Source organism: Massilia sp. DJPM01 (assembly GCF_030348125.1).
Lineage (GTDB): Bacteria > Pseudomonadota > Gammaproteobacteria > Burkholderiales > Burkholderiaceae_D > Telluria_A > Telluria_A frigida.
Window position 1 is genome coordinate 73,718 of sequence record NZ_JAQOZV010000001.1, and the last position, 22,729, is coordinate 96,446.

Sequence of the window (22,729 nt, forward strand, 5' to 3'; positions counted from 1 at the left end):
TCCACTCCTTGATGATTAGATAAACACTGCAACGTTCAGCGTCCCGCCGCGTCTTCGCACGAACCGCTGACGACCAACAACTGCCTTACGCCATCGGGCGCGAGGTCCTGCATCGCCTCCAGAAAATTCATCGGCACCAGCCGCTTGACGCGGTCGAGCAGCAGCGGCACCGGACTCGATGGCTCGAACTGCGTGTAGTAGGCGCAGATCCGTTCGAGCATGCGCAGCACGTCGGCGCGGCTGGCGATGGCGCCGTCGGGCGCAGCTGGCGTCACCGCACCGGATGGCCCGGGCACGGCTTGCTGCAGCAGCGCCGTACGCCGCGCCAGTTCGGCGTCGAGAAAATCGAGGCCGCGTTTGAGGGGCCGGGTCAAGGGGGCCAGATTGAGCGCGTTGACCGCGCCCAGCTTGTGCATCAACAGCGCTTCGACCGCCAGCGCCTTGCCGTGCGCCTGGCGCAAGGCGTCTGCCGCCAGTTCCAGCGGCGCGGGCGCCAGTTCGGCGATGGCGCGCTCCAGGGTCGGCATGGTGTGCCTGTCGGTGCCGGGGCGCGGTGCGAGGTCGCCATTGGCGACGTCAAGTTCGCGCACCGTCAGCGCGCCAACACCGGGCAGGGTCACGAGCAGCATCTCCTTGACTGCACCGGCCACCGCGTCGCCGTCGGCCAGCATGGCCAGGGAATTGACGCGCAAGGTCGGGTCCATGTCGTCGGACGGATCGAGCTGGGGATGGACGTCGTCCCAGTGTTCGGTCAGCAGCTTGTCGATCAGGGTGACGCCGTCGGCCAGGCCGCGCAGGCCGTGCAAGGCGATCGATGCGCGCAGCAGCGGGCAGGCGATGCGCAGATCGCGGCTGCGTTCGAGCAAGGCGGTGGCGAGCGATTCGACCGCCTTCCACTCCGGCTCCACGGCCGCCACGATGGTCTTGCCGTACTGGACCTCGGGCTTGTCGCGCATGAGTTCTTCGAGTGCGAGGAAGTCGGCGTCGTATTCCAGGTTGGGGCCGCAGGACGTGCGTTCGCCAAGCTCGCCGGCGGTGGCGCCGGCTGGCGTTGGGTGGGTCGCGATGTTGTCGGATTCGGCCATGGATGGTAATCAAGCACAGTGTTCGGATGAGTGGTCGGCACCGTGATGCGTGCCGTCGATGAATCCAAGATATCCGCAGCGGCGACGTCCTCCAACGACTATTAGGACCGTTAGGAATCGTTAGGAATCAATAAAAATCCAAACGGATCGGCAAACGGCGGCAACGCCCGTAAGGCGGCGCGAGGGGAACGATGGATAGGGAAAGGCGGCTGGCGGAACGAGGCGCTCCGCCGCTCCGGGAGGCAGTGTCGATTCAGCGGGCGAACAGCATTTTCACTTGCGTCGCGACATCGTCAAGATCGGTGTCGATAAAACCGCTTGTCTTGGACTTTGCCTTTGTGGATACTTCATCCAGCAGGCTTGATGGAATGGTTGACTTGATGACGCTGGTATCGCCCTTGTCTTCCCGTATTTGGTCAATCGCTTTGCCGACGGGCGACGGAAGCTCGGCCACCGCTACAGACCTGAAATGATGTGCCCGAAACAAGTCGACTCGCTCGCGGGTAATTTCCGGCGCACGCTTTGAATCGATAAAAACGACTTTCTGCCCCAGCAGTCCGAGCGCGTCCATGCCTCCGCTCTTCATGCCGACATGCACCACGTCGCAATCGTACATGGCAGTCATATAATCAAAAAATCCATTTTGCTGCATGCGGCCGTTGATCCCTCTCAGCTTGCTCCAGAACCCACCCATGTCGAATACTTTGGATAGCGACCGGGTGCCGTTTGAAAAACCCGTCCCCACCAGCAAGACCGCATTGAGACCGGGAACAGCGTCCAGCAGGTATCGGCACAACTGGTCGTTCCCCTCCACGGTCGAGTTGTACTGCGGGTTGGCGCCAGTCAGGCTGACGGTTCTGTCCCATATGCACACAAATTTTGACGTTCCCGAAAACGCTTCCTTGTCAAAACCGGACGATGGGCTGAAGAAACTGGCCGCGAAGGCCTGGCAGGCTTTTCCATAGGCCTTGAAAAGCCCGTCGTCGCCGCCCCGGATCAGCCCAGCCCAAGCGGGCGTAAACGTATCACCCGGTTGCATCCTTTTGACAAAACCCGATGCATGCTCGGTCGCGTCCATTGGCCCAAACACCTTCGGCACGCCGAGAACCTGTTCCCATTTGGTCTTCGCTTCTTTGCCCATGTGCTCGAACATCACGACACTGACATGCTTTTTGTTTGCACGGCAGTAGCTGCCTAAGGCAAACCACAGGTCGCTGATGATGTCCTTCCCCACCGCTTCCTCGGCTGAAATGACCAGCGTCACATTGTCGTGACCCTCGCTCAGCGAAGCAATGATGGCGGCGTAAAAGTGGGGGAAATCGCCGGTCTGCCACGCAAAATTGCAGTAAGTCCGGTATGCCGATTCGATCCTGCTTGCCTCGACAACAAACCTGGCGGCCCAGGCCGCATATGCCGCCTCGGGCTTCGTGCTTCGACAGTCCAGCGTAAATATATATGGCGAGTGCATGGAGGCTCCAAAATGGTTATGCGGGCTTAACGATGCAATATCGCCGATGTGCAGAGCGCGTGACAACGAGTATTAGAACCGTTAAGAACAATTAGGATCGTTAGCGATTGTTCCGCTGCCAGCCACCATACAATCGATCACGCCAACCGCAGCGCGACGTGCCAGGCACCGCATCACCAACACAACCCGGGAGCACCCATCATGAACCCCGCCTTCCTGCGCTACTACAGCCAGGAGCTGCACCACCTGCGCGAGATGAGCGGCGAGTTCGCCCGCGACTATCCCAAGATCGCCGGGCGCCTGGGCCTCGATGCCTTCGAATGCGCCGATCCCTACGTGGAGCGCCTGCTGGAAGGCTTCAGCTTCATGGCTGCGCGCGTGCAGATGAAGATCGACGCCGAATTCCCGCGCTTCACCCAGCACCTGGCCGAGCTGGTGTACCCGCAGCTGCTGGCCCCCACGCCATCGATGGCGGTGGTGCAGATGCAGCCCGACCTGTCGCACCCTGCCCTGGCCGCCGGCGTGACGGTGGCGCGCGGCACCCCCATGCGCAGCGTGCTTGGCAAGGGCGACGCCACCGCCTGCGAATACCGCAGTGCCCATGCGCTGACCCTGTGGCCGATCGAACTGGTGGCCGCGAATTTTTTCACGCACAGCGGCATGCCCGAGGTGGCTCTGCCGGCCGGCGTCAAGGCCGGCATCCGCCTGCGCCTGCGCACCACGGGCGGCATCGCTTTCAAGGACCTGGCGCTCGACACCCTGGCGCTGCATCTGCGCGGCAGCGACGCCATGCCGGCCCGCATTCACGAAGCGATGCTGGCCGGGATCGAGGGCATCCTCGTGCTGCCCACTACCCGCCCGGCGCGCTGGCACAAACTGTTGCCCAAAAGTGCGTTACGCCCGCTGGGAATGGAAGAAGACGAGGCGCTGCTGCCGGGCAGCGGCCGCAGTTTCGACGGCTTTCGCCTGCTGCGCGAGTATTTCGCCTTCCCGCAGCGCTATCACTTCGTCGAGATCGGCCAGCTGCAAGGCACGCTGCGCTCCTGCGACGACACTGAAATCGAAATCATCGTGCTGCTCAACCGGACCGACGCCCACCTTGAGCAAGCGCTCGACGCCAGCCACTTCGCGCTCAATTGCACGCCGGCCGCCAACCTGTTCCCACGCCGCGCCGACCGCATCAACCTGGCCGACGACAAGTTCGAATACCACGTGCTGGTCGACCGCACCCGCCCGCTCGACTACGAAGTGCACCACATCGAGCGCGTCACCGGGTACGGCAGCGGTGTCGGCGCCGGGCAGGCCTTCCTGCCCTTCTACTGCGCCAAGGATGGCGGCGGCGAGGGCCGCGCATACTTCCAGATCCGGCGCGAAAGGCGTACCCTGTCGCAGCGCCAACAGCAGCATGGGCCACGTTCCAGCTACATCGGCAGCGAAACGTACATCGCGATTGTCGATGCGGCCGAGGCGCCCTACCGCGCCGACCTGCGCCAGCTCGGACTGACCTTGTGGTGCACCAACCGCGACCTGCCGCTGTCGATGCCGCTGGGGCTCGGGAAAACCGACCTGGTGGCCGATACCGATGCGCCGCTGACGGCGGCGCGTGTGGTGGCCGGGCCAAGCCGGCCGTTTCCCTCGTTCGCCGAAGGCAGCACCACCTGGCGCCTGATGAACCACCTGTCGCTGAACTACCTGTCGCTGGTCGACAGCGATCCCGAACATGGCGCCGTCGCCTTGCGCGAACTGCTGTCGCTGTACTGCCAGCCGGGCGACCTGCAAGGCCAGCGCCAGATCGAGGGCCTGCGTTCGGCGAGCACGGCCACCGTCACGCGGCGCCTGTCCGCGCCCGGCCCCATCGCCTTCGGCCGCGGCCTGCAAATCACGGTGACGCTGGACGACGCCGCATTCGAGGGCAGCGGCGCCTTCCTGCTCGGCGCGGTGCTGAACCGCTTTTTTGCCCAGTATGTGTCGATCAATTCGTTCACCGAAACGGTCATTCGCACCGTGGCGCGCGGGGAGATCATGCGCTGGCCCGCCAGCAGCGGCGTATGCGCGATCCTGTAGCGCTCGACGCCCGGTTGCAGGCGGGCGTACGCGGGATGGAGTTCTTCCAGATCCTGCGCCTGATCGAAAACGCCCATCCACACAAGCCGCGCATCGGCGCCTCGCTGCGCGCCGGCGACGACGCGGTGCGCTTCGGCCAGGACCCGGTGCTGACATTCCAGGCGAGCGCCGTCGGCGCCTACGTTCCGGCGGGTGCGCGCGTGCTGCCTCGCCTGTCCGTCAATTTCTTTGGCATGTTCGGTCCCGGCGGCGCCCTGCCCCTGCACCTGACCGAGCACGCGCGCGAGCGCGCGCGCAATGCTGGCGATACCACCCTGGCGGCGTTTGCCGACCTGTTTCATCACCGGATGCTCGCCCTGTTCTACCGCGCCCGCGCCTGCGCCGAACCGGTGGTCGGTTTCGACCGGCCGCAGAGCGACCGCTTTGCCGATTATGTCGGCAGCTTGTGCGGCATCGGTTCACCCGCCATGAAGGGGCGCGACAGCATCGACGACGCCGCCAAGCTGCACGCGGCCGGCCTGCTGGCCAATCGCGCGCGTCCGGCGGCCGGCCTGGTGACGCTGTTGCACGACTATTTCGGCCTGCCGGTCCGGATCGAGCAGTTCGTCGGCCACTGGATGCCGCTGCCGGACGACAGCCAGACCCGCATCGGCGCGCCCGAACGCGGCAACCGCCTGGGGCAGTCGACAGTGCTCGGGCGCCAGGTGTGGGATTGCCAGCACAAATTCCGCATCGTATTCGGTCCCCTGTCGCTGCACGATTACCAACGCATGCTCCCGGGCGGCGACAGCATGCGGCGCCTGTCCGACTGGGTCAGGCTGTACGCCGGCACGGTGCCCGACTGGGACGTGCGCCTGATCCTCGCCAGGGACGAGGTGCCGGGCCTGCGCCTGGGTGCGGCCACGCGCCTGGGCTGGACCAGCTATGTCACCAGCGCCACGCCCCTGCATGATCCTGATCAACTGCTTATCAACCCCCAGCCCCGCGCGGGCTGACTCCGACGAAGGAAAATTCATGGCCGACATCAGCCGCGTTGCCTTGTTTGGCAAGCTCAATTCCCTGTGCTACCGGGCGATCGAGAGCAGTACCGTGTTCTGCAAATTGCGCGGCAACCCCTACGTGGAACTGGTCCACTGGCTGCATCAGCTGCTGCAGCAGGACTGCGACCTGCGCCGCATCGTGGAACACGACGATCTCGATGCGGCGGCCCTGGCACGCGACGTGACGGCGGCGCTGGACCGGCTGCCGCGCGGCGCCACGTCGGTGACGGACCTGTCGTCCCGGCTCGACGAGGCGGTGGAACGGGCCTGGGTCTACGGCACGCTGCTGTTCGGCGACACGCACATCCGCTCCGGCCACCTGCTCATCGGCATGCTCAAGACCGCCAACCTGCGCCACGCGCTGCTGGCCATCTCCAGCCAGTTCGACAAGCTGCGCGCCGACGACCTGGCCGATGCCTTCGCAAGCCTGCTGGCGCAGTCGCCGGAGGCGCACCTCACCACCAGCAATGGCGTGGACGTGGCGCCGGGCGTGGCCAGCGGCGCCATCGCGCCCGGCCCCTTGGGCAAGCACGAAGCGCTGAAAAAATTCACCGTCGACCTGACCGCGCAGGCGCGCGACGGCAAGATGGACCCGATCGTCGGGCGCGACAACGAGATCCGCCAACTGGTCGACATCCTCATGCGGCGGCGCCAGAACAATCCCATCCTGGTCGGCGAGGCCGGTGTCGGCAAGACCGCCGTGGTGGAAGGCTTCGCCCAGCGCATCGCGCGCGGCGACGTGCCGCCGGCGCTGAAGGATGTGCAGTTGTTGATGCTCGACATCGGCCTGTTGCAGGCCGGCGCCAGCATGAAGGGCGAATTCGAGCAGCGCCTGCGCGCCGTCATCGACGAGGTCCAGGGCAGCGCCAAACCGGTCATCCTGTTCATCGACGAGACGCACACGCTGGTCGGCGCGGGCGGCGCGGCCGGCACCGGCGACGCCGCCAACCTGCTCAAACCCGCCCTGGCGCGCGGCACCCTGCGCACCATCGGCGCGACCACCTTTGCCGAGTACAAGAAGCATATCGAAAAGGACCCGGCCCTGACGCGGCGCTTCCAGATGGTGCAGGTCGACCAGCCGGACGAGGCGCGCGCGCTGCTGATGATGCGCGGCGTGGCCGCAACCATGGAAGCGCACCACCGGGTGCAGATCCTGGACGAGGCGCTCGAGGCGGCGGTCAAGCTGTCGCACCGCTACATTCCGGCGCGCCAGCTGCCCGACAAGTGCGTCAGCCTGCTCGACACGGCCTGCGCGCGCGTGGCGGTGAGCCTGCACGCAACGCCGGCGGCGGTGGACGACAGCCGCCGCCGCATCGAAGCGCTGGAGACGGAACTGGCCATCGTGGGCCGCGAGCGCGCCATCGGCATCGACACTGGCATGCGCGCCAACTGCGCCAACGACCTGCTCGGCCTCGAACGGGATCGGCTGGCGGCGCTGGAGGCACGCTGGGGCGCCGAACGCGCGCTGGTCGACCGGCTGCTGGCCCTGCGCGCCACCTTGCGCGACGGCGCCGCGCAACCATCCGGAGAGAATGAACGCGATGCGATGACGGCGCAGCTCAAGGCGCTGCAACAGGAGCTCACGACCGTGCAGGGCGAGCAGCCGCTGATCTTGCCGACGGTGGACTACCAGGCCGTCGCCGCTGTGGTGGGCGACTGGACCGGCATTCCAGTCGGGCGGATGGCAAAAAACGACGTCGAGACGACGCTGGGCATCGCGGCCGTGCTGGCGCGCCGGGTGATCGGGCAGGATCATGCGATGGACATGATCGCGCGGCGCATCCAGACTTCGCGCGCCGGGCTGGATAACCCGAACAAGCCGATTGGCGTGTTCATGCTGGCCGGGACCTCGGGCGTGGGCAAGACCGAAACCGCGCTGGCCCTGGCCGAGGCCCTGTACGGCGGCGAGCACAATCTCATCTCGATCAACATGAGCGAGTTCCAGGAGGCGCATACCGCGTCCACGCTCAAGGGCGCGCCGCCGGGCTATGTGGGCTACGGCGAAGGCGGCGTGCTGACCGAGGCGGTGCGGCGCAAGCCCTACTCCGTGGTACTGCTCGACGAAATCGAGAAAGCCCACCCCGATGTGCACGAAATGTTCTTCCAGGTGTTCGACAAGGGTTATATGGAAGACGGCGAAGGCCGCGTCATCGATTTCAGGAATACGCTGATCATCCTGACCACCAATGCCGGCACCGACGTGATCGCGCAGCTTTGCCGCGACGGCGCCGCCAGGCCCACCCCGGATGCGATGGCGGCGGCGCTGCGCGGCCCGCTGCTGCACGTGTTCCCGCCGGCGCTGCTGGGCAGGCTGGTGAGCATTCCCTATTATCCGCTGGCGCCGGCCATGCTGGAGCAGATCATCCGCTTGCAGCTGGACCGCATCAAGGCGCGGGTCGAGCAGCGTTACGGGATCCGGTTCGGGTACAGCGATGCGGTGGTCGAGCTGGTGACGCTGCGCTGTACCGAGAGCGAGTCGGGCGGCCGCATGATCGATGCGATCCTGACCAACTCGATGCTGCCCGATATCAGCCGCCAGTTCCTCACCCGGACCATGGAAGGCAGCGCGCTGGCCGACATCGAGGTCGGGGTTGCGCATGGGGAGTTCGTGTACATCCAGGCGTAGGCGCCCAGGGCTCGCGGTGGCGGCGATGAAGCGCGCCTGAGCAAAGCTCTCGACGTACCTCCAACACAGGAGGGAGCAGGCATCGATGCCATGCCACGCTCCCGCACTGGGCGCCCGTCATTCCAGCTTGGAGTCTTGGCCACAGGCGTATTTCGGATACGGCGCTGGAGCGAGGAAAGTATCGATGGCGGATGTCATTCTGGCCTTGAGTTGTTCACTGCCAGCATCGTGCATATCGTTGTGGCGGGAGCCTTCGATGCGGACCACGCAGGTACCGTAGCGGCTCCGCTCTTCCTCGTTCGGCAGGACAGCGGGATCCGCAGTGGTGTCGCTGGCACGAATTGTCAGGACGTGGATACCAGCTGAACGGGGCAACGCGACCCGCCGGCTGTCCAGGCTGATCAAGCCGGAAACCCGGTTCGGGTAGTCAGCGGCGAACTGAGCCGAACTGTCTCCACCAAGGGAGTGCCCGACGAGGAGCAGGTGTCGCCAATCGAACTGGGGATACCGTAGCGCGATGTCGTCGATCACGGTGGAGATCGACTGCGAGGCCACCCGGGCCAATGCTTGTACTTGCTTCGCCACTGGGGCGTTCGGGTCCATTTTCACGCCGCCGGCACTGTCTTGCAGGGCGACAACCAAGTAACCCTTGCCGTTAAGATAGTTGGTGACGAAGGAGTAATCCGAACCAGAAAATCCATATCCCGGGCTAAGGATTGCTACTGGGCATGGTATCGCATTCGTACAGGCTTGGACATTGGCTGGAACGTGAATGTCCACGGGGATGGCAGCCATGGCCATAGGCATGCCAAACAGCAAGGGTATGAGGGAGTACAGAGGGCGCATGAAATTCTTTCTTGATAGGTGGCGGCAATGCTGAATCTGGCGTTGCTGGTGATTTTCTGATGAAAAGGAAACGGGAGAAGCTGGAACCCGCACTCGCCAACAGCCTCGTGCCGGCAGGGCCCGCAGTGTCGATAACAGGGCCCGGTGGCGTCCAGGGTGGCGCTATCGGCATGGCCATCGCTCACGGCGCGCAAGGCCCGGACAAAATCGTCGAGCTGGCTGGGCAGCGCCGTGAGGTAAAGCGTTACCTCACTTGCCACTTCGTTGACGGGGAACGCGACGAACCGCGATTGCGCATGCACCGTGATGAGCAGGTCCGCATGTTGATCGAAGTGAAAGCGCGCATGGAACGCGCCTGCGGCATAGGCAGGGCCGACGACGCCGAAACGCAGGTCATACACTCCGCCGTACACGTCGTCCTTGAAACCATCCAGTGCGCGCACGGCATCGCGCAAGCGCTGATGGCCGACATACACCTCGTGACGGAAACGGGACGTGCCGTCGCAGATCGATATCGTCAATTGCGACATGTCGTCATCCGACCAGTTTTTGACAAACTCGATTTTCGCATCCAGGGCGCCGGCCCTTTCGACTGAGGATAGATAACATGCAAAAAGGCCCGCTGCATGGCGGGCCTGACTACCTGGCCACGCCCTGTTGCCGTCTACCAGACGGCAACAGGGCGTGGCACCAGCATACGTTATCAGAAATCGAACGCGGCCGACAAACGCACGGCGCGCGGTGCGCCCAGGTTCACGCGCCCCGTTCCCCACGCGCTTTCAAAGTACTCCTTGTCGGCCACATTGGTCACGTAGGCACGCAGCACCACAGGCATTGCGCCAAAGCGCGTCGCGTAACGCGCGCCCAGGTCCAGCGTCGTCCACGAATCGAGCTTCAGGGAATTGTCCGACGCCAGCCACTGCGAACCTGTGTAGTTCACGCGCGAACTCAGTTCCAGCCCCGGTACCGCCGCCACCGCGTAATCGACGCCGATGTTGGCCGTCAGGCGCGGAATACCAAATTGCGCCTTGCCCTGGTTGATGCCCTTGGCGGTCTTGGTCTGCTCGGCCTTGGTGTACGCGACGCCACCGAGCAAGGTGATGTCCTTGCCGGCCTTGCCGAACACATTCCACTCCACGCCACGGTTGCGCTGCTCGCCGTCGGTCGTCATGCGGTTGTTCGTTTCGATCAGCGCCGGTTTGCTGATCTGGAACAGGCTCAAGGTCTGGGTGAGCGTATTCATCGCCCATTTCACGCCAGCTTCGGCCTGTTTGGACTTGTACGGCTTGAACGTTTCACCTTCGTTGGCATACGGCGCCTTGACGGTGGTGCCGGCGCTCAGGCCTTCGACGTAGTTGGCGTACAGGGACACATTCTCGCCCCACGGCTTGACCACCACGCCGGCCAGCGGCGTGACGGCGGTTTCCTCGTAGTTGCTCAGCTTCTGGTGCACCTTCTGGGCGCGTGCGCCGATGGTGAGCTGCAGCTTGCCGTCAGCGAACCACATCGAATCAGCCGCGCTGACCGCCGTCATTACATCGTCGTTGAACTGGGTGTAGGTCGATGCGTCCTTCCCGGCCGGCATGGTGATCGGGGTCGGGTTGTAGATGTTGCTGACGATCGGCGCGGTGCCGTTGCCGCGGCTGCCGCCTTCGTAATTCATGACATTGGCTGCCACGGTCACCTTGTGCGCGATGGCGCCGGTGGCGAACTGGCCGCGCACGCCCGTCTCGAAGGTGGTGGTTTCGTACTCGCCCCACGAGTTGTAGGCCGTGCCGGTGGCCTTGCCGCTGTCGCCGCCCGACACCGGCAGCACCGGACGGGTGCCGAAGATGAAGCCGTCGTACGCGTGCTTGGCGGTACCGGCCGAGGCGAACGCGCTCCAGCCAGCGCCGAGTTCGACCTGGCCGCGCACGATCAAGCCCTGGGTTTCGGTGTTGCCGTACACATCTTCGCCGTAAAAGAAGTTGGTCGAGCCATGCGGCGCTTTCGGCACGCTGGTCCAGCCGGTGATGATCGGCTGCATCGGCGCGCCCTTGCGCACCTTGTTGGTCAGCGAATAGGCGTCCATGTCGACGTTCCAGCCCTTGCCCTGGTAGTCCACGGCCACATGGCCGATCTCGCGCTTCTTGGTCTGGTGGTCGAGCCAGGTTTTGCCGCCGGACAGCACGCCGTTGACGCGCACGCCCAGGGCCTGGTCCGCGCCGAAGCGGCGCGCCACGTCGGCATGCACGCCGACGTTCGATTTGCTCGACACCGAGGTCGTCACGCGCGTCAGCGGGGTGGCGCCGGCGCGCTTGGGCACCAGGTTGACCGCGCCGCCCACGTCGCCCGCTGGCGGCAGGCCCATCATCATCGCGCCGGGACCCTTGAGCACTTCGACGCGCTCGAACAGTTCGGTCGGGGTGTTTTGCTCAGGCGCCAGGCCGTACGCGCCATTGATCGCCATCGAACCCGCACTCACGCCAAAACCGCGAATGTTAAAGTTCTCGACGATGTGGCCTTCGTTGGTGGTGGTGCGTACCGACGGGTCGTTCTTGAGCACGGCGGCGATGGTCTGGGCCTGCTGGTCGGCAATGGTCTGGGAGGTGTAGGCGGTGATGTTGAACGGGGTGTCCATCACGCTCACGTTGCCGAGTACGCCGAGACGGGCGCCCTTGGCCACTTTGCCGCCGGGCGCGGCCGCTGGAAGGCTGTCGGCTGTTTCAGCAGCGGCCTTGACAGTGATTTCCTTCATGGTTTCGACAGGCGCCTGGGCCATGGCCGGCAGGGCCATGGTGGCGATCATGGTCATACAGGCCATGGGAATTGCACGGAAAGCACACACAGGGACAACTCGCATTACATTTGCTCCATTTGGTTAGAAGGTATTTGGCTTGAATTCGTTTGCGGGGACAGCGCCAGCGGTGCCGGCTCGCGCCAGACGCTGTGCAGCTCGCCGGAGCGGCCGCGCCGGCGCACGCGCGCCGCCATCCACAGCAGCAGCACGCCGCCGAGCAGCGACAGGGCGTCGATGAACAGGTAATCGCTGACGTACGGCTTGCCGATCGGCAGGCCGGGGAACACGGCCGCCAGCAGGCTGGTGACGGGCACCAGCAGGGTCGCCAGCGCGGCGGCGAAGGTCAGCCGGTAGCCGGCCCAGGCCGCGCCCTTCACCAGCGCCGCCAGCAGGCCGATGGCGAGCGCGGTATTGAAGACGGACAGGCCGATGCCGGACAGACCGACGCCCAGGCTGGCTTGCCAGCGCAGCGCCACCAGGCCCAGCGGCAGGCCGATGACGGCGCCCAGGCACAGCCCGACCGTCAGCGCGGCCACCCAGCGCACGTGGCGCGGCTGTGCGAGCGGAACGGCCAGCTGGCGGTTCTTTTTCAGCCGCGATTCGATCCACAGCAGGTTGCCGGTGTAGAACAGGATCGCGCCCAGCACGCCCAGCACGGCATACGCCAGGCGCACCGGCACTCCGCCAAAACTGCCGAAGTGCAGTGAGAAGATGGCCGACAGGCTCGCTTCCCAATTGGTTTGCTGGTGCGGCAGCAGGCTGATGCCCTTGTTCATCTGACCGGTGACGGGATTGAAGTTCATGAAACCGGCGCGCGGGGCGCGCATGTGGCCGCTCCAGTCTTCGCCGCCCATGTTCACTTGCGGTTTCGGGCTGTTCAGGCCGCGGTAGGTCAGTTCGGTCGGCGTGAAGCTGGCGGAGCGCGCCTGCGCACTGGCCAGCAGGGTCGATGGCGGCACCCAGTTCGCGCTGGCGCCGGGCGCAGCCTTGCCCTTGGCGCCCGGCGCCGCTCCGGCTGGCTTGCCGATGGCGTGAATGGTGGCGTCCTGGGTGTCATAGACCCAGTCGTGCAGGCAGAAGCCGGCCGTGGTCAGGGCAATGACCAGGTGGAACGGCAGGCTGGTGATGCCGATCAGGTTGTGCGCGTCGAGCCAGAAGCGCTTGACGTTGGCGGTAATCCTCAGCAGCAGCAAATCCTTGACCAGCGAGGGCAGCAGGATGACCACGCCGGAAATGAGCGCCAGCGCGTACAGCAGCGCCACGACGCCGATGATCGGCTCGGCCACGGCGCCGGCCAGCGGCAGGCCGCCGTTGCGGTGCACCTCGTCGACAAAGTGGCCGGCCGGCGCGGTTTGCGCGGCGCTGGTGTGCAGCCGGCCGCCATCGTCGAGCGTCACCTGCCAGCTGGCGCCCTGCTGGTCGGCATAGCGCATGCGGCCGAAACCCGGACGCTCGCGGTCGAGCTCCAGCACCGCGCTGCCGATGGCGTCGCCGCGCGTGGCGAAAAATGCCCGGGCCAGCGCATCGATTGGCGAACTGGCGCCCTGTTGCGCGCTCGGGATGGCCTCGGCCCAGCGCCCGATCTCCGGCTTGAACATGGTGAACGCGCCGGCGTAAAAGGCGATGAACAGCATCACGCCGCTGGCGATGCCGACCCAGGTATGCACCACTTTATAGGTGCGCACGATTTCCGGCTTCATGCGGCACTCCCACCGGCCAGCGCCATGAGGTAGAAGGCGCCGGCGGCCAGCGCGTTGGCCAGTGCCAGCCAGGTCCAGCAGGCGCGCTTGCTGGGCACCAGGAAGACCAGGGCGATCACGCCGACCCACAGCGGATACACCACCCACATGGCCAGTTGCCCGGCCACCGGGCCGGCGTCCAGCCACTGCATCAGCCGGTGCAGCACGCCGCTCAGGGCGATCGCCAGCGGGTATCCCAAGACCAGCGCCAGCACGCCGTTATGCAGCAGGACCTGGTCGCGTTGTGTGGTGTCCTTAGCCATGCGCCCTCCCCGCGCGGGCCTTGCGCAGCGCGCGCAGCACGCCGACGGCCGGCAAGGCAATCATCCAGACGATCAGCACCGTCAGGATGGCCGTGAAGGTGCTCGCCTGCGCGCCGAGGATGGCGACCGCCAGCGGCAGCGGCGCCGCTCCCAGCGCGCAGCCCAGCATGGCCGGCAAGCGTGGTTCGGCCCGGGACGTGCTGAAATTGCAGCACACGGCGGACAACAGTGTCAGGATCAGGGCAAAGGCGAACGGCATACTGGCTTTCAACTCGCCCGTGGGACTGGGGAGACGGCCGCATCTTACCTCAAATGTAAATGATTCTCAATACGGAGATTGAGTAAAATATATCTTTTAGGCGAAATTGAGTTCCGTGCGGGAATTTTGTTGTAGATATCGATTCCCATGCCAGGCTGAGAGCGAGGCCAAGCGCCGCCTTTGCGTCCCCGCAGTGGCTGATCTGGCAGGCCGTGCATCGGGCGATCCTTCGCACTATTGCAAAATGCCGGCGATGTGCTTCACCGACCGGGTGGCACATGGACATCGAATTCCTATTCCGGCGACATGCGGGGGTACGCGCGCCGTGCGTGCTCGATACCCCTCAGGAAGAACGTGTGGGCAGGTTAGCCCGCCTGACCGCCGCAGCCATTACCGTGCTGATCGAGCTGGTGTCGCTGGTCGACGAAGAAGGCTAGCAGGTTCAAATCGCGCGTCGGGCTGGACGTGGCCGAAACGCCGCGTTCCATCTCCTTTTGCACCCACGCGACGTCCACCGCCTCGTTAGCCAAGGGGATCACATGAATCCGCTTGAAGCTGATCACTTCGATGCGCCGGGCAAGTCCAGGTCACGATGAAATCATGCACACACAGCGGTAGCGGACATGGCAGCCGAAGTCAACTTCAACTGACAATGGCATTGAGCCCCGAAATGGCGCGGGTGACACTGGCCGTCGAACCATTGCTCAGTTCAGTACTGTTTACCTGAGCCAACTGGTGTCGACCAGGGAACGGCTGAGCGGGGCCAGGCCTGGCGCCAATGTCAGCATCGGTGCCTGCGCCGTGGCTTCAACTTGCACGACGATATTTTGATGGATCACCGCGTTGCTGCCGTTCGACGTTTCCACCGCGCTTGCCGCCGAACGTGGCAGGCGGTTTGATCGCCAGCGCACGCCAGCGCTGATCAGCGTGCCGACTGGCAGCGATCGGCGGCGTCGGTAACGATGCGTATCGTCCGCCTGCCACCGTTGCCGGTGAACCGGGCGACTGCATGCTGCCAGGTCAGGGCGCTGCTCCTGGTGTTGTCGAAGCGCGCGACCAAGGTGTTGTCGAGGTAGACCGCAATGCGGGTGGCGTACGCATCGTAGCCAATGTCCTTCCCGGTGATCATTTCAACAAGATATTTCAGCGGCGGATAGACGCTGCCGTCAGGGCAGATCAAGCGATTTCAGCAATAAGCGCTCCCACTGTCCGTCCGGCGTCGTTCGTTTGAACACAGAGCGCTGTGTATAGGCATACTGAACACCGTCGCCGCCGTCCACCACGCCACGAATTTCGTGAAGGTAACGTCCGGATTCATCGCTCGGGCTGCCCACTCCCTCATGCGGCGCGCTCCAGGTGACACCGCCATTGTCGCTGCTGATCAAATTTCCCTGCTCAGTGGCAAACAGCACCGTTCCCACGATACCGACCAGCTGGTATCCGGGGCTGGGCGATATTGCCTGAGGAAAGGAAATTGGGGCCCAGCTCTTTCCGCCGTCTTGGCTGACATGACTGTGGCCATTATATTTATCCCCCAGCACATTAACGTAGAATTCACCCCCTGGTCCGCCGAACAGCCGACGGACCTGTCTTGTCCCTAGCGGCTCAACCAGCTGCCAATTGTCCGCAGCGGGTCCGGCGCGAAACAATCCGCGCTCGGTCCCCACGAACAATTGCCCGGAAAGTGCGTGAAAGGCGCTGCATAGGATCGCTTTTTCAGGAAACGTCCCGTGCGCATACCAGCTCAGGCCCTTGTTCGCGCTGACATAAATCCTCTTGGAAAAACAGAAATAGTACTTGTTGCCGATGGCGCCGTAAGTGCCGCTCGGCACGGCGATACGGTCGCGCCGCGGATCGAACGGCCCATCCCCGCGCAGCGTCGTATGCAGCTCCTCATTCGCCCCGACAATACGCCATGAACCAAACCGGAAGCCTTCGTCCTCCCAATGCAGTCCCCCATCGCGGCTGCGGTAAGCGTGCGGGGTTAAGGTCGTCATCTGCACATCCGTTAGGAAATATCGAAAACGATGTCACCTCATTGATGAAGGGGCGCGGGGGGACCATGGCTATGGCCGGGGGGGACATGAGCAGGCCGGACACGCGCATCAGCCAGGCCGATAGCGGCACCTTGTTTCGTTTTATGAGCGTCATGGCCACAAATGTTACACGGCTTGATGCACATCAAGTGGCAATTCGAGTGGCAGGGCGTAAATTCGATGCGCTGACCTGTCCACTTTCCAAGGAGCTGACAATGTACAAAACCATCCTGGTCCATGTCGACGCAAGTCCCCGCCTGGGCGCGCGCGTGGAAGCCGCCGCGCGCCTCGCCATCGCGAACGACGCCCATCTGACGGGTGTTGCGCCGACCGGACTGTCGGCGTTCATGTTTCCGCTCAGCGCGATGGATGCGGGCATGCCCCCGATCGCCTTCCCGGTCGCGGAAATCCGTGCCGAGGCCGAGCGTTCGCTGGACCTGTTCGACAGCGTCGCGCGCCGGGCGGGGGTGAACGCGCCGGAGCGGCTGCTGGTCGACGAGGAAGTCGGGGCCGGCCTGTGCCTGCAAGCCAGGTACGCCGACCTGCTGGTGGTCAGCCCGCCGGCGGCGGGCGATCCGCGTCCGTTCGCGCGCCACGATGTCACCGAGTACGTCCTGCTCCACTGTGCCCGGCCGGTGCTGGTGCTGCCGGCCGCCGGCGCCATCGGCGCGATCGGCCAACGCGTGACCGTGGCATGGAACGGCAGCGCCGAGGCGGTGCGTGCCATCACCAGCGCGCTGCCCCTGCTGCGCGCTGCCGCGCAAGTGGACCTGGTCGTCGTCGCCGGCAGCGACCGCCCGGATCGGTACGGCGAGGAGCCGGGCGCCGACATCGCGCTGTTCCTGGCGCGGCACGGGGTCAAGGTCGACGTGAATGTGGTCCGTGGCGGCGACGACGATGGCGAGTCGCTGTTGTCGTTCGCTGCCGCCAAAGGTGCCGACCTGATCGTCATGGGCGCCTTCGGCCACTCCCGTTTCCGCGAATTCGTGCTCGGCGGCACGACCCGCACGGCGCTGCGCTCGTCACCGATACCGCTGTGGATGGCGCATTGACCATGGCGCCATGAACCAGGCCGAATTGAAGAGCGCCCTGCTGTACTTCATGGACAGCTGCGTCGACGACGAGGTCAGGCGCAGCGCCACGGCCTGGCTCGACCTCGACCCGGTGCCGGTGAAAGCCATCCTCGCCAGGATCACGCCGCACATGCGCCGCATGGACGAGGCCGACATCGGCTTGTGGCAAACGATCATGCATTTCCACATGTAGGGTCGCCCCCGTGGTGGCATGCGCGCATCATGGGACCAGCAGCCAGAACGGCAGCCAGGCCGCCAGCAATACCAGCAACAGGCTGGCATTGACGCGCACCGCAAACTGGCGGCCGCCGGCCAGGGCGCCGGCCGCCTTGCTGATCATATTGGCGGTGACCGCGAGCAGCACGGCCAGCAGGGCGGCACGCGGCGTGACGTTGCCGCCGCCCAGCAGCGACAGGGCCGAGCCGGCGGCGGCGTGCAGGTCGAAAAAACCGGCCAGCGCGGTGCCGCTGAGCAGCGCGCCACTGCCGAACTGCGCATTGAGCCAGGCCAGTGCCGATGTCGCCGCGCTGAGCAGCACCGCGAACAGCGCTGCCTGGCGGATGTCGAACACCCGGCCAGGGGCCGGCGTGGCGGGCGCGCCGCCCTTCTGCCCCGCCAGGCTCAGCGCGCCTACCGCCAGCGCCGCGCACAGCGCGCTTCCCAGCACCGGCGCCAGCTGGCGCAGATGGGCCGGCGCGACGGTGATGGCGACGACCCACAGCAGCGTGAAGGTGGCGACATTCGACAGCAAGGCCGCCGCCACGCAGGCCTGGCGCAAGTCCGGCTCCTTGCGGCAGCGCACGCCCATGGCGGTGATGGTCGCCACGCTGGAGACAAAGCCGCCCGCGAAGCCCGACATGGCCAGTCCCAGGCGCGGCCCGGCCAGGCGCAGGCCGATGTGCGCGGCGGCCTGGATGCCCATGATCAGGATCACCAGCGACCACAGGGTTTTCGGGTTCACGCCCAGCAGCCACGCGCTGCCGGCGTCGGGCAGCAAGGGCCAGACCACCAGCGCCGCGCCGGCGAAAAACAGGGCATCGCGCACTTCGGGCCCGGTCAGGGTGGTGCGCGCGAAGTGATGCAGCGGGCCGCGCAGGTGCAGCAGCAGCGCGACCACGACGGCGGCGCCGGCCGCCACGCGCGGATTGTCGATCGCCGCGACCCCCAGCAGGAAGCTCAGGAACAGCGCCAGTTCGGTGGTCACGCCGGGGTCGTCCGAACGCTCGCGCCAGTAAGCGGCCACGCTCAGGGCCACCACCAGCAGCCCGGCCACCAGCACCAGGGCGCCGCCCAGCGCTTGCGCCAGCGCGCCGCTGAAGGAAGCCAGCGCGAAGCTGCGCACGCCGGCATAGGCGCGCGCCGGCCCGCTGCCCTTGCGCCGTTCGCGGTCGATCCCGATCAGCAAGCCGCAGCCGGTGGCGACCGCCATCCCGGTCAGCGCCGCCATCGTCAGCGCCATGGGCGGGACCGGCTGCGCCGGACGGACGCGCCCCGCGCCGGCCGGGCGCCGGCACCCTGCAAGTGCCGGCGATTGCTTGGTTTCATGGGCTACTCCTTGTCGTGAACGCCACCTGCCGGGGCGGTGCCCATGATACCCGGCGCCACCCTTTTGCGCGAGCGGCATGCCGGCGCCGCCATCGCCCGTGCACGTCTTCGCTTGTACAGTTGCATAGTAATTTGATGTGCATCAAGCAGCCGGGCTGACTTTGGGCGCGCCCGCCAGTACAGTGACTGTCATCGTGCGCCCGGCACGCCGATCCTTTTCCTGGAGCCTCTCTTGCAGCACCTCACCGACGACGACATCAAGCAGTTCGACGCGCAACTGCGCGGCCAGCGCGAGGCCGTGCTGGCCGCCATCCGCCAGCGCCTGCACCAGGGCGGCGACCCGGACCAGCTGGCGCTGGCCAATCATTTCGCGGACGTGCGCGAGCAGGCCGAGGCGGACTTGCTGGGCGACACCGACATCGGGCAGTTGCAGCTCGAACTGGCCGACCTCGAAGCCCTCGACTACGCGCTCGGGCGCATCGCCGGCGACGCCTACGGCGGCTGCGCAGGGTGCGGCGAGCCCATCGCGCTACCCCGGCTGCGTGCGCAGCCGGCGGCGCGCATGTGCCTGGCCTGCCAGGAAGCGCTCGAAAAGCAGGGCCCGCCCGTGCCGCACTGACAGCGGCTGCTGTCAAGGTTTTCGGGCCACGTCCTGAGGCACATCATTTATCGCATGGCCGCGCGGCGCCTGCGGTCGATGCCGATCCATCCACGCCATCAGGGACAAGCATGTCAATCACGGTTCATGTCAAGCACAGCGCGCGCGGCGGAGACCCGGCGTGAGCCCTGAGCATGCGGACGCGGCCGCGCTTCCCGTGTTTCGCATCCGCCGCCTGTGCAAAACCTACGGCGCCGGCGAGCTGGCGGTGCGCGCCTTGCGCGATGTCGACCTGGACATCGGGCACGGCGAATTCATCGTCTTGCTGGGCGCTTCCGGCAGCGGCAAATCGACCCTGCTCAACATCCTCGGCGGACTCGATAGCGCCAGCTCGGGCCAGGTCCTGTTCGGTGAGCAAGACCTCAGCGCCGCCGGCGAGGCCGGCCTGACCGAGTACCGGCGCCGCCATGTCGGCTTCGTGTTCCAGTTCTACAACCTGATTCCCAGCCTGACGGTGCGCGAAAACGTGGCCCTGGTGACCGATATCGCCAGCGCCCCGATGCCGGTCGACGAGGCGGTCGGCATGGTCGGCCTGGCGGCCCGCAGCGACCACTTCCCATCCCAGCTCTCCGGCGGCGAGCAGCAGCGCGTGGCCATCGCGCGCGCCATCGTCAAGCGCCCCGCCGTGCTGCTGTGCGATGAACCGACCGGCGCGCTCGACTACGCCACCGGCAAGCTGGTGCTCGACGTCATCGAACGCATCAACCGCGAACTGGGCACCACCACGGTCGTGATCACCCACAATGCCGCGATCGCCGCCATGGCCGACCGCGTCGTCAAGCTGGGCGACGGCACCATCCAGAGCGTGGACAGCAATACCCATAAGCTCAGCCCGGCGCAACTGGCATGGTAGCGCGGCCCATGGCGCGATTCGCATGCGCGTCCTGAACCGCAAGCTGCTGCGCGACCTGCGCCGCATGTGGAGCCAGGCGCTGACCATCGCGCTGGTGGTGGCCAGCGGGATCGGCGGTTTCATCACCAGCCTGTCCGCGGTCGATTCGCTGGAACTGGCGCGCGACCGCTTCTACGCCTCCGCCCGCTTCGCCAACCTGTTCGCCGGCGTCAAGAACGCGCCCCTGTCGCTGGCGGCGCGCCTGCGCGAGGCGCCGGGCGTGGCCGATGTCCAGACCAGCATCGAACAGGTGGTGCGGATCGAGCTGGCCGGCGTCACCGAACCGCTGATCGGCCAACTGATCGGGGTCGAGCGGCGCCATCCGCCGCGCATGAACCTGGTCTCGCTGGCGGCCGGGCGCGCCCTGCGCGCGGCCGGCCCGGTGCGCGCCGACGCCGAGATCGAAGCGCTGGTGTCGGAAGCGTTCGCCCAGGCGCGCGCACTGCGCCCCGGCTCGCGCTTGCGCGCACTGATCAACGGCAAGCAGCGCAGCTTGCTGGTGGTCGGGATCGCGCACAGCCCGGAATTCATTTTCGCCGGCCTGTGGGGCATGCCCGACGCGCGCGGCTTCGGCGTGTTCTGGGTCGAGCGCGAGGTGCTGGCGGCGGCCTACGACATGGAGGGCGGGTTCAACCGCGCCGCCTTCACGCTGGCGCCGGGTGCGCCGGCACCGCCCGCCATGGCCGCCATCGGCGCCATGCTCCAGGCCTACGGCGGGCGCGACGTCATCGCCCGCAGCGAACAGGTGTCGCACGCGATGCTGGGCAACGAAATCGCGCAGCAGCGCGTGATGGGTACGATCTTGCCCGCCATCTTTCTCGGCGTGGCCGCCTTCCTGCTCAATGTGGTGGTAGCGCGCATGGTCTCGACCCAGCGCGAACAGATCGCCACCCTCAAGGCGCTCGGCTACGGCAACGCGGCCATCAGCGCGCACTACCTCAAGTTCGTGCTGCTGATCGTCGGCGCCGGACTGCTGCTGGGCATCGCGGTAGGCAAGCAACTCGGCTACCTGCTGACCCGCCTGTACGCCGAGTCCTTCCATTTCCCCACCTTCGAGCACCGCCTGGCGCCCGCCTTGCTGTTGCTGAGCGCGGCGATCAGCATCGCCACCGCTTGCGCCGGCACCTTGCACGCGATCGCGGCCAGCGCCCGCCTGGCCCCGGCCGAGGCGATGCGCGCGCCGGCGCCGGCCCACTTTCGCCGCACCCTGCTCGAACGGCTCGGCATCAGGGCGGGCGGCCCGGCCTTGCGCATGACCTTGCGCAATATGGAGCGGCGCCCCATGCGCAGCCTGATGGCCTGCGCCGGGGTGGCCGCCGCCGTGGCCATCATCATCATGGGCAATTTCTTCCGCGACGCCATCGCCGTGGTGATCGACAACCAGTTCACCCTGGGGCTGCGCGGCGACATCGTCATGTGGACCGCCGAACCGGTCGACGACAGCGTCCGGCTCGCGCTGCGGCGCCTGCCCGGCGTGCGCCATGTCGAGTCGCTGCGCTATGCCAGCGTCAGCATCGGCAACGCCCAGCGCCGCGAACGCACCATCCTGCGCGGCTACGCCGGGCGCCCGGAACTGTACCGCGTGGTCGACATGGCGCAGCGCGAAACCCTGCTCGAGGGGCGCGGGCTGGTGCTCACCGACCGCCTGGCCGACAAGCTCGGCCTGAAAGCGGGCGACCCGGTCCGGATCGAGGTGCTCGAAGGGCGCCCGCGCACCCTGCTGGTGCCGCTCCAGGCCACGGTCGATGAAATGTTCGGCTTGAATGCCTACATGGAACGCCGCGCCCTGAACCGCCTGCTCTCCGAAGGCGACCTGAGCACGGGTTTCGTGATGTCGGTCGAGCCGGGCGCGGAAGCCCGGGTACTGGAAGCGAGCAAGGCGCTGCCGCGCATCGCGGGCGCCTGGAGCAAGAACACCATGCTCGCCAACATGGAAGAGATCACCGCGCGCAACGTGCGCATCATGAGCACGATCCTGACCACCTTCGCCGTCATCATCGCGGTCGGCGTGGTGTACAACAATGCCCGCATCGCCTTGTCCGAGCGCGCCTGGGAGCTGGCCAGCCTGCGCGTGCTCGGCTTTACCCGGGCCGAAGTGTCGGCCATGCTGCTCGGCGAAATGGCGATCGTGATCGGGCTCGCCCTGCCGCTCGGCATGCTGCTGGGACGGGGCCTGGTGGGATTGATTGCCGAACTGATGAAGTCCGACCAGCTGCATTTTCCGCTCGTCATCCAGGCCAGCACCTATGCATGGGCTGCGCTGGCCGTGCTCGCCACGGGCGTGGCCAGCGCGCTGGTGGTGCGGCGCCATATCGACCGCCTCAATCTGGTCGAAGTCCTTAAAACCCGGGAGTAA

Annotated in this window: 21 protein-coding genes; 10 read left to right on the forward strand and 11 right to left on the reverse strand. The window is 66.1% G+C overall.

The features are described from left to right. Positions 1-35: 35 nt before the first annotated feature. Both tssA and PO883_RS00300 read right to left on the reverse strand, forming a co-directional pair. Positions 36-1,085, reverse strand: coding sequence for a type VI secretion system protein TssA (gene tssA / locus PO883_RS00295; protein ID WP_289307991.1), 1,050 nt, complete (start codon positions 1,083-1,085; stop codon positions 36-38). 253 nt (positions 1,086-1,338) lie between these two features. Continuing rightward, positions 1,339-2,553 carry a hypothetical protein gene (locus PO883_RS00300; protein ID WP_289307992.1) on the reverse strand — a complete coding sequence of 405 codons (1,215 nt, stop codon included), beginning with the start codon at positions 2,551-2,553 and terminating at the stop codon, positions 1,339-1,341. 201 nt (positions 2,554-2,754) lie between these two features. Between PO883_RS00300 and tssF the strand changes: the two genes are divergently transcribed. From tssF to tssH, 3 genes are read left to right on the forward strand one after another with little or no spacing between them, the layout of a single operon-like run. Continuing rightward, positions 2,755-4,617: a type VI secretion system baseplate subunit TssF gene (gene tssF, locus PO883_RS00305; protein ID WP_289307993.1), complete on the forward strand. Its 1,863-nt coding sequence runs from the start codon at positions 2,755-2,757 to the stop codon at positions 4,615-4,617. Next, on the forward strand, positions 4,602-5,612 hold the full coding sequence (gene tssG / locus PO883_RS00310; RefSeq protein ID WP_289307994.1) for a type VI secretion system baseplate subunit TssG: 1,011 nt from the start codon (positions 4,602-4,604) through the stop codon (positions 5,610-5,612). The genes tssF and tssG overlap by 16 nt, the downstream gene beginning before the upstream one ends. Before the next feature lie 19 nt (positions 5,613-5,631). Further along, a complete protein-coding gene (tssH, locus tag PO883_RS00315) occupies positions 5,632-8,283 on the forward strand; it encodes a type VI secretion system ATPase TssH (protein WP_289307995.1) in 2,652 nt (883 codons plus the stop codon). A 117-nt stretch (positions 8,284-8,400) separates the two neighbouring features. Here the strand turns inward: tssH and PO883_RS00320 are convergent, their stop codons facing one another. Continuing rightward, complete coding sequence (locus tag PO883_RS00320) at positions 8,401-9,129, reverse strand: alpha/beta hydrolase (protein WP_289307996.1); 729 nt, start codon at positions 9,127-9,129, stop codon at positions 8,401-8,403. 11 nt (positions 9,130-9,140) lie between these two features. Here PO883_RS00320 and PO883_RS00325 point away from each other — a divergent pair, with 11 nt between their 5' ends. Further along, positions 9,141-9,725 (forward strand): hypothetical protein, encoded by a 585-nt coding sequence (locus PO883_RS00325; protein ID WP_289307997.1) that lies wholly within the window; start codon positions 9,141-9,143, stop codon positions 9,723-9,725. Between the two features lie 107 nt (positions 9,726-9,832). Here the strand turns inward: PO883_RS00325 and PO883_RS00330 are convergent, their stop codons facing one another. From PO883_RS00330 to PO883_RS00345, 4 genes are read right to left on the reverse strand one after another with little or no spacing between them, the layout of a single operon-like run. Next, on the reverse strand, positions 9,833-11,932 hold the full coding sequence (locus PO883_RS00330; RefSeq protein WP_289307998.1) for a TonB-dependent siderophore receptor: 2,100 nt from the start codon (positions 11,930-11,932) through the stop codon (positions 9,833-9,835). A gap of 38 nt (positions 11,933-11,970) precedes the next feature. Next, positions 11,971-13,608, reverse strand: a complete 1,638-nt coding sequence (locus PO883_RS00335; protein WP_289307999.1) for a PepSY domain-containing protein — start codon at positions 13,606-13,608, stop codon at positions 11,971-11,973. Further along, a complete protein-coding gene (locus PO883_RS00340) occupies positions 13,605-13,910 on the reverse strand; it encodes a hypothetical protein (protein ID WP_289308000.1) in 306 nt (101 codons plus the stop codon). Before PO883_RS00340 ends, PO883_RS00335 begins: the two co-directional genes overlap by 4 nt. Beyond that, positions 13,903-14,169 (reverse strand): hypothetical protein, encoded by a 267-nt coding sequence (locus tag PO883_RS00345; protein ID WP_289308001.1) that lies wholly within the window; start codon positions 14,167-14,169, stop codon positions 13,903-13,905. The genes PO883_RS00340 and PO883_RS00345 overlap by 8 nt, the downstream gene beginning before the upstream one ends. Positions 14,170-14,447: 278 nt before the next feature. Between PO883_RS00345 and PO883_RS00350 the strand changes: the two genes are divergently transcribed. After that, entirely contained in the window at positions 14,448-14,606 is a 159-nt protein-coding gene (locus tag PO883_RS00350) for a hypothetical protein (protein ID WP_289308002.1), read from the forward strand. 282 nt (positions 14,607-14,888) lie between these two features. On the opposite strand, the gene PO883_RS00355 is transcribed toward PO883_RS00350, so the two are convergent. From PO883_RS00355 to PO883_RS00365, 3 genes are read right to left on the reverse strand one after another with little or no spacing between them, the layout of a single operon-like run. After that, positions 14,889-15,080 carry a hypothetical protein gene (locus tag PO883_RS00355; protein WP_289308003.1) on the reverse strand — a complete coding sequence of 64 codons (192 nt, stop codon included), beginning with the start codon at positions 15,078-15,080 and terminating at the stop codon, positions 14,889-14,891. 11 nt (positions 15,081-15,091) lie between these two features. Then, complete coding sequence (locus PO883_RS00360; protein WP_289308004.1) at positions 15,092-15,349, reverse strand: hypothetical protein; 258 nt, start codon at positions 15,347-15,349, stop codon at positions 15,092-15,094. After that, a complete protein-coding gene (locus PO883_RS00365) occupies positions 15,336-16,166 on the reverse strand; it encodes a hypothetical protein (RefSeq protein WP_289308005.1) in 831 nt (276 codons plus the stop codon). The genes PO883_RS00360 and PO883_RS00365 overlap by 14 nt, the downstream gene beginning before the upstream one ends. 254 nt (positions 16,167-16,420) lie before the next feature. Between PO883_RS00365 and PO883_RS00370 the strand changes: the two genes are divergently transcribed. After that, on the forward strand, positions 16,421-17,257 hold the full coding sequence (locus PO883_RS00370; RefSeq protein WP_289308006.1) for a universal stress protein: 837 nt from the start codon (positions 16,421-16,423) through the stop codon (positions 17,255-17,257). A gap of 10 nt (positions 17,258-17,267) precedes the next feature. Then, entirely contained in the window at positions 17,268-17,471 is a 204-nt protein-coding gene (locus PO883_RS00375; protein WP_289308007.1) for a hypothetical protein, read from the forward strand. A gap of 27 nt (positions 17,472-17,498) precedes the next feature. On the opposite strand, the gene PO883_RS00380 is transcribed toward PO883_RS00375, so the two are convergent. Then, on the reverse strand, positions 17,499-18,737 hold the full coding sequence (locus PO883_RS00380; protein ID WP_289308008.1) for an MgtC/SapB family protein: 1,239 nt from the start codon (positions 18,735-18,737) through the stop codon (positions 17,499-17,501). A gap of 318 nt (positions 18,738-19,055) precedes the next feature. On the opposite strand from PO883_RS00380, the gene PO883_RS00385 reads away from it, so the two are divergent. The 3 genes from PO883_RS00385 to PO883_RS00395 all read left to right on the forward strand — a co-directional run bounded on the left by PO883_RS00385 (position 19,056) and on the right by PO883_RS00395 (position 22,729). Continuing rightward, complete coding sequence (locus PO883_RS00385) at positions 19,056-19,442, forward strand: TraR/DksA family transcriptional regulator (protein ID WP_289308009.1); 387 nt, start codon at positions 19,056-19,058, stop codon at positions 19,440-19,442. 160 nt (positions 19,443-19,602) lie between these two features. Next, a complete protein-coding gene (locus tag PO883_RS00390) occupies positions 19,603-20,334 on the forward strand; it encodes an ABC transporter ATP-binding protein (RefSeq protein WP_289308010.1) in 732 nt (243 codons plus the stop codon). Positions 20,335-20,356: 22 nt separating this feature from the next. Further along, positions 20,357-22,729, forward strand: a complete 2,373-nt coding sequence (locus PO883_RS00395) for an ABC transporter permease (RefSeq protein ID WP_289308011.1) — start codon at positions 20,357-20,359, stop codon at positions 22,727-22,729.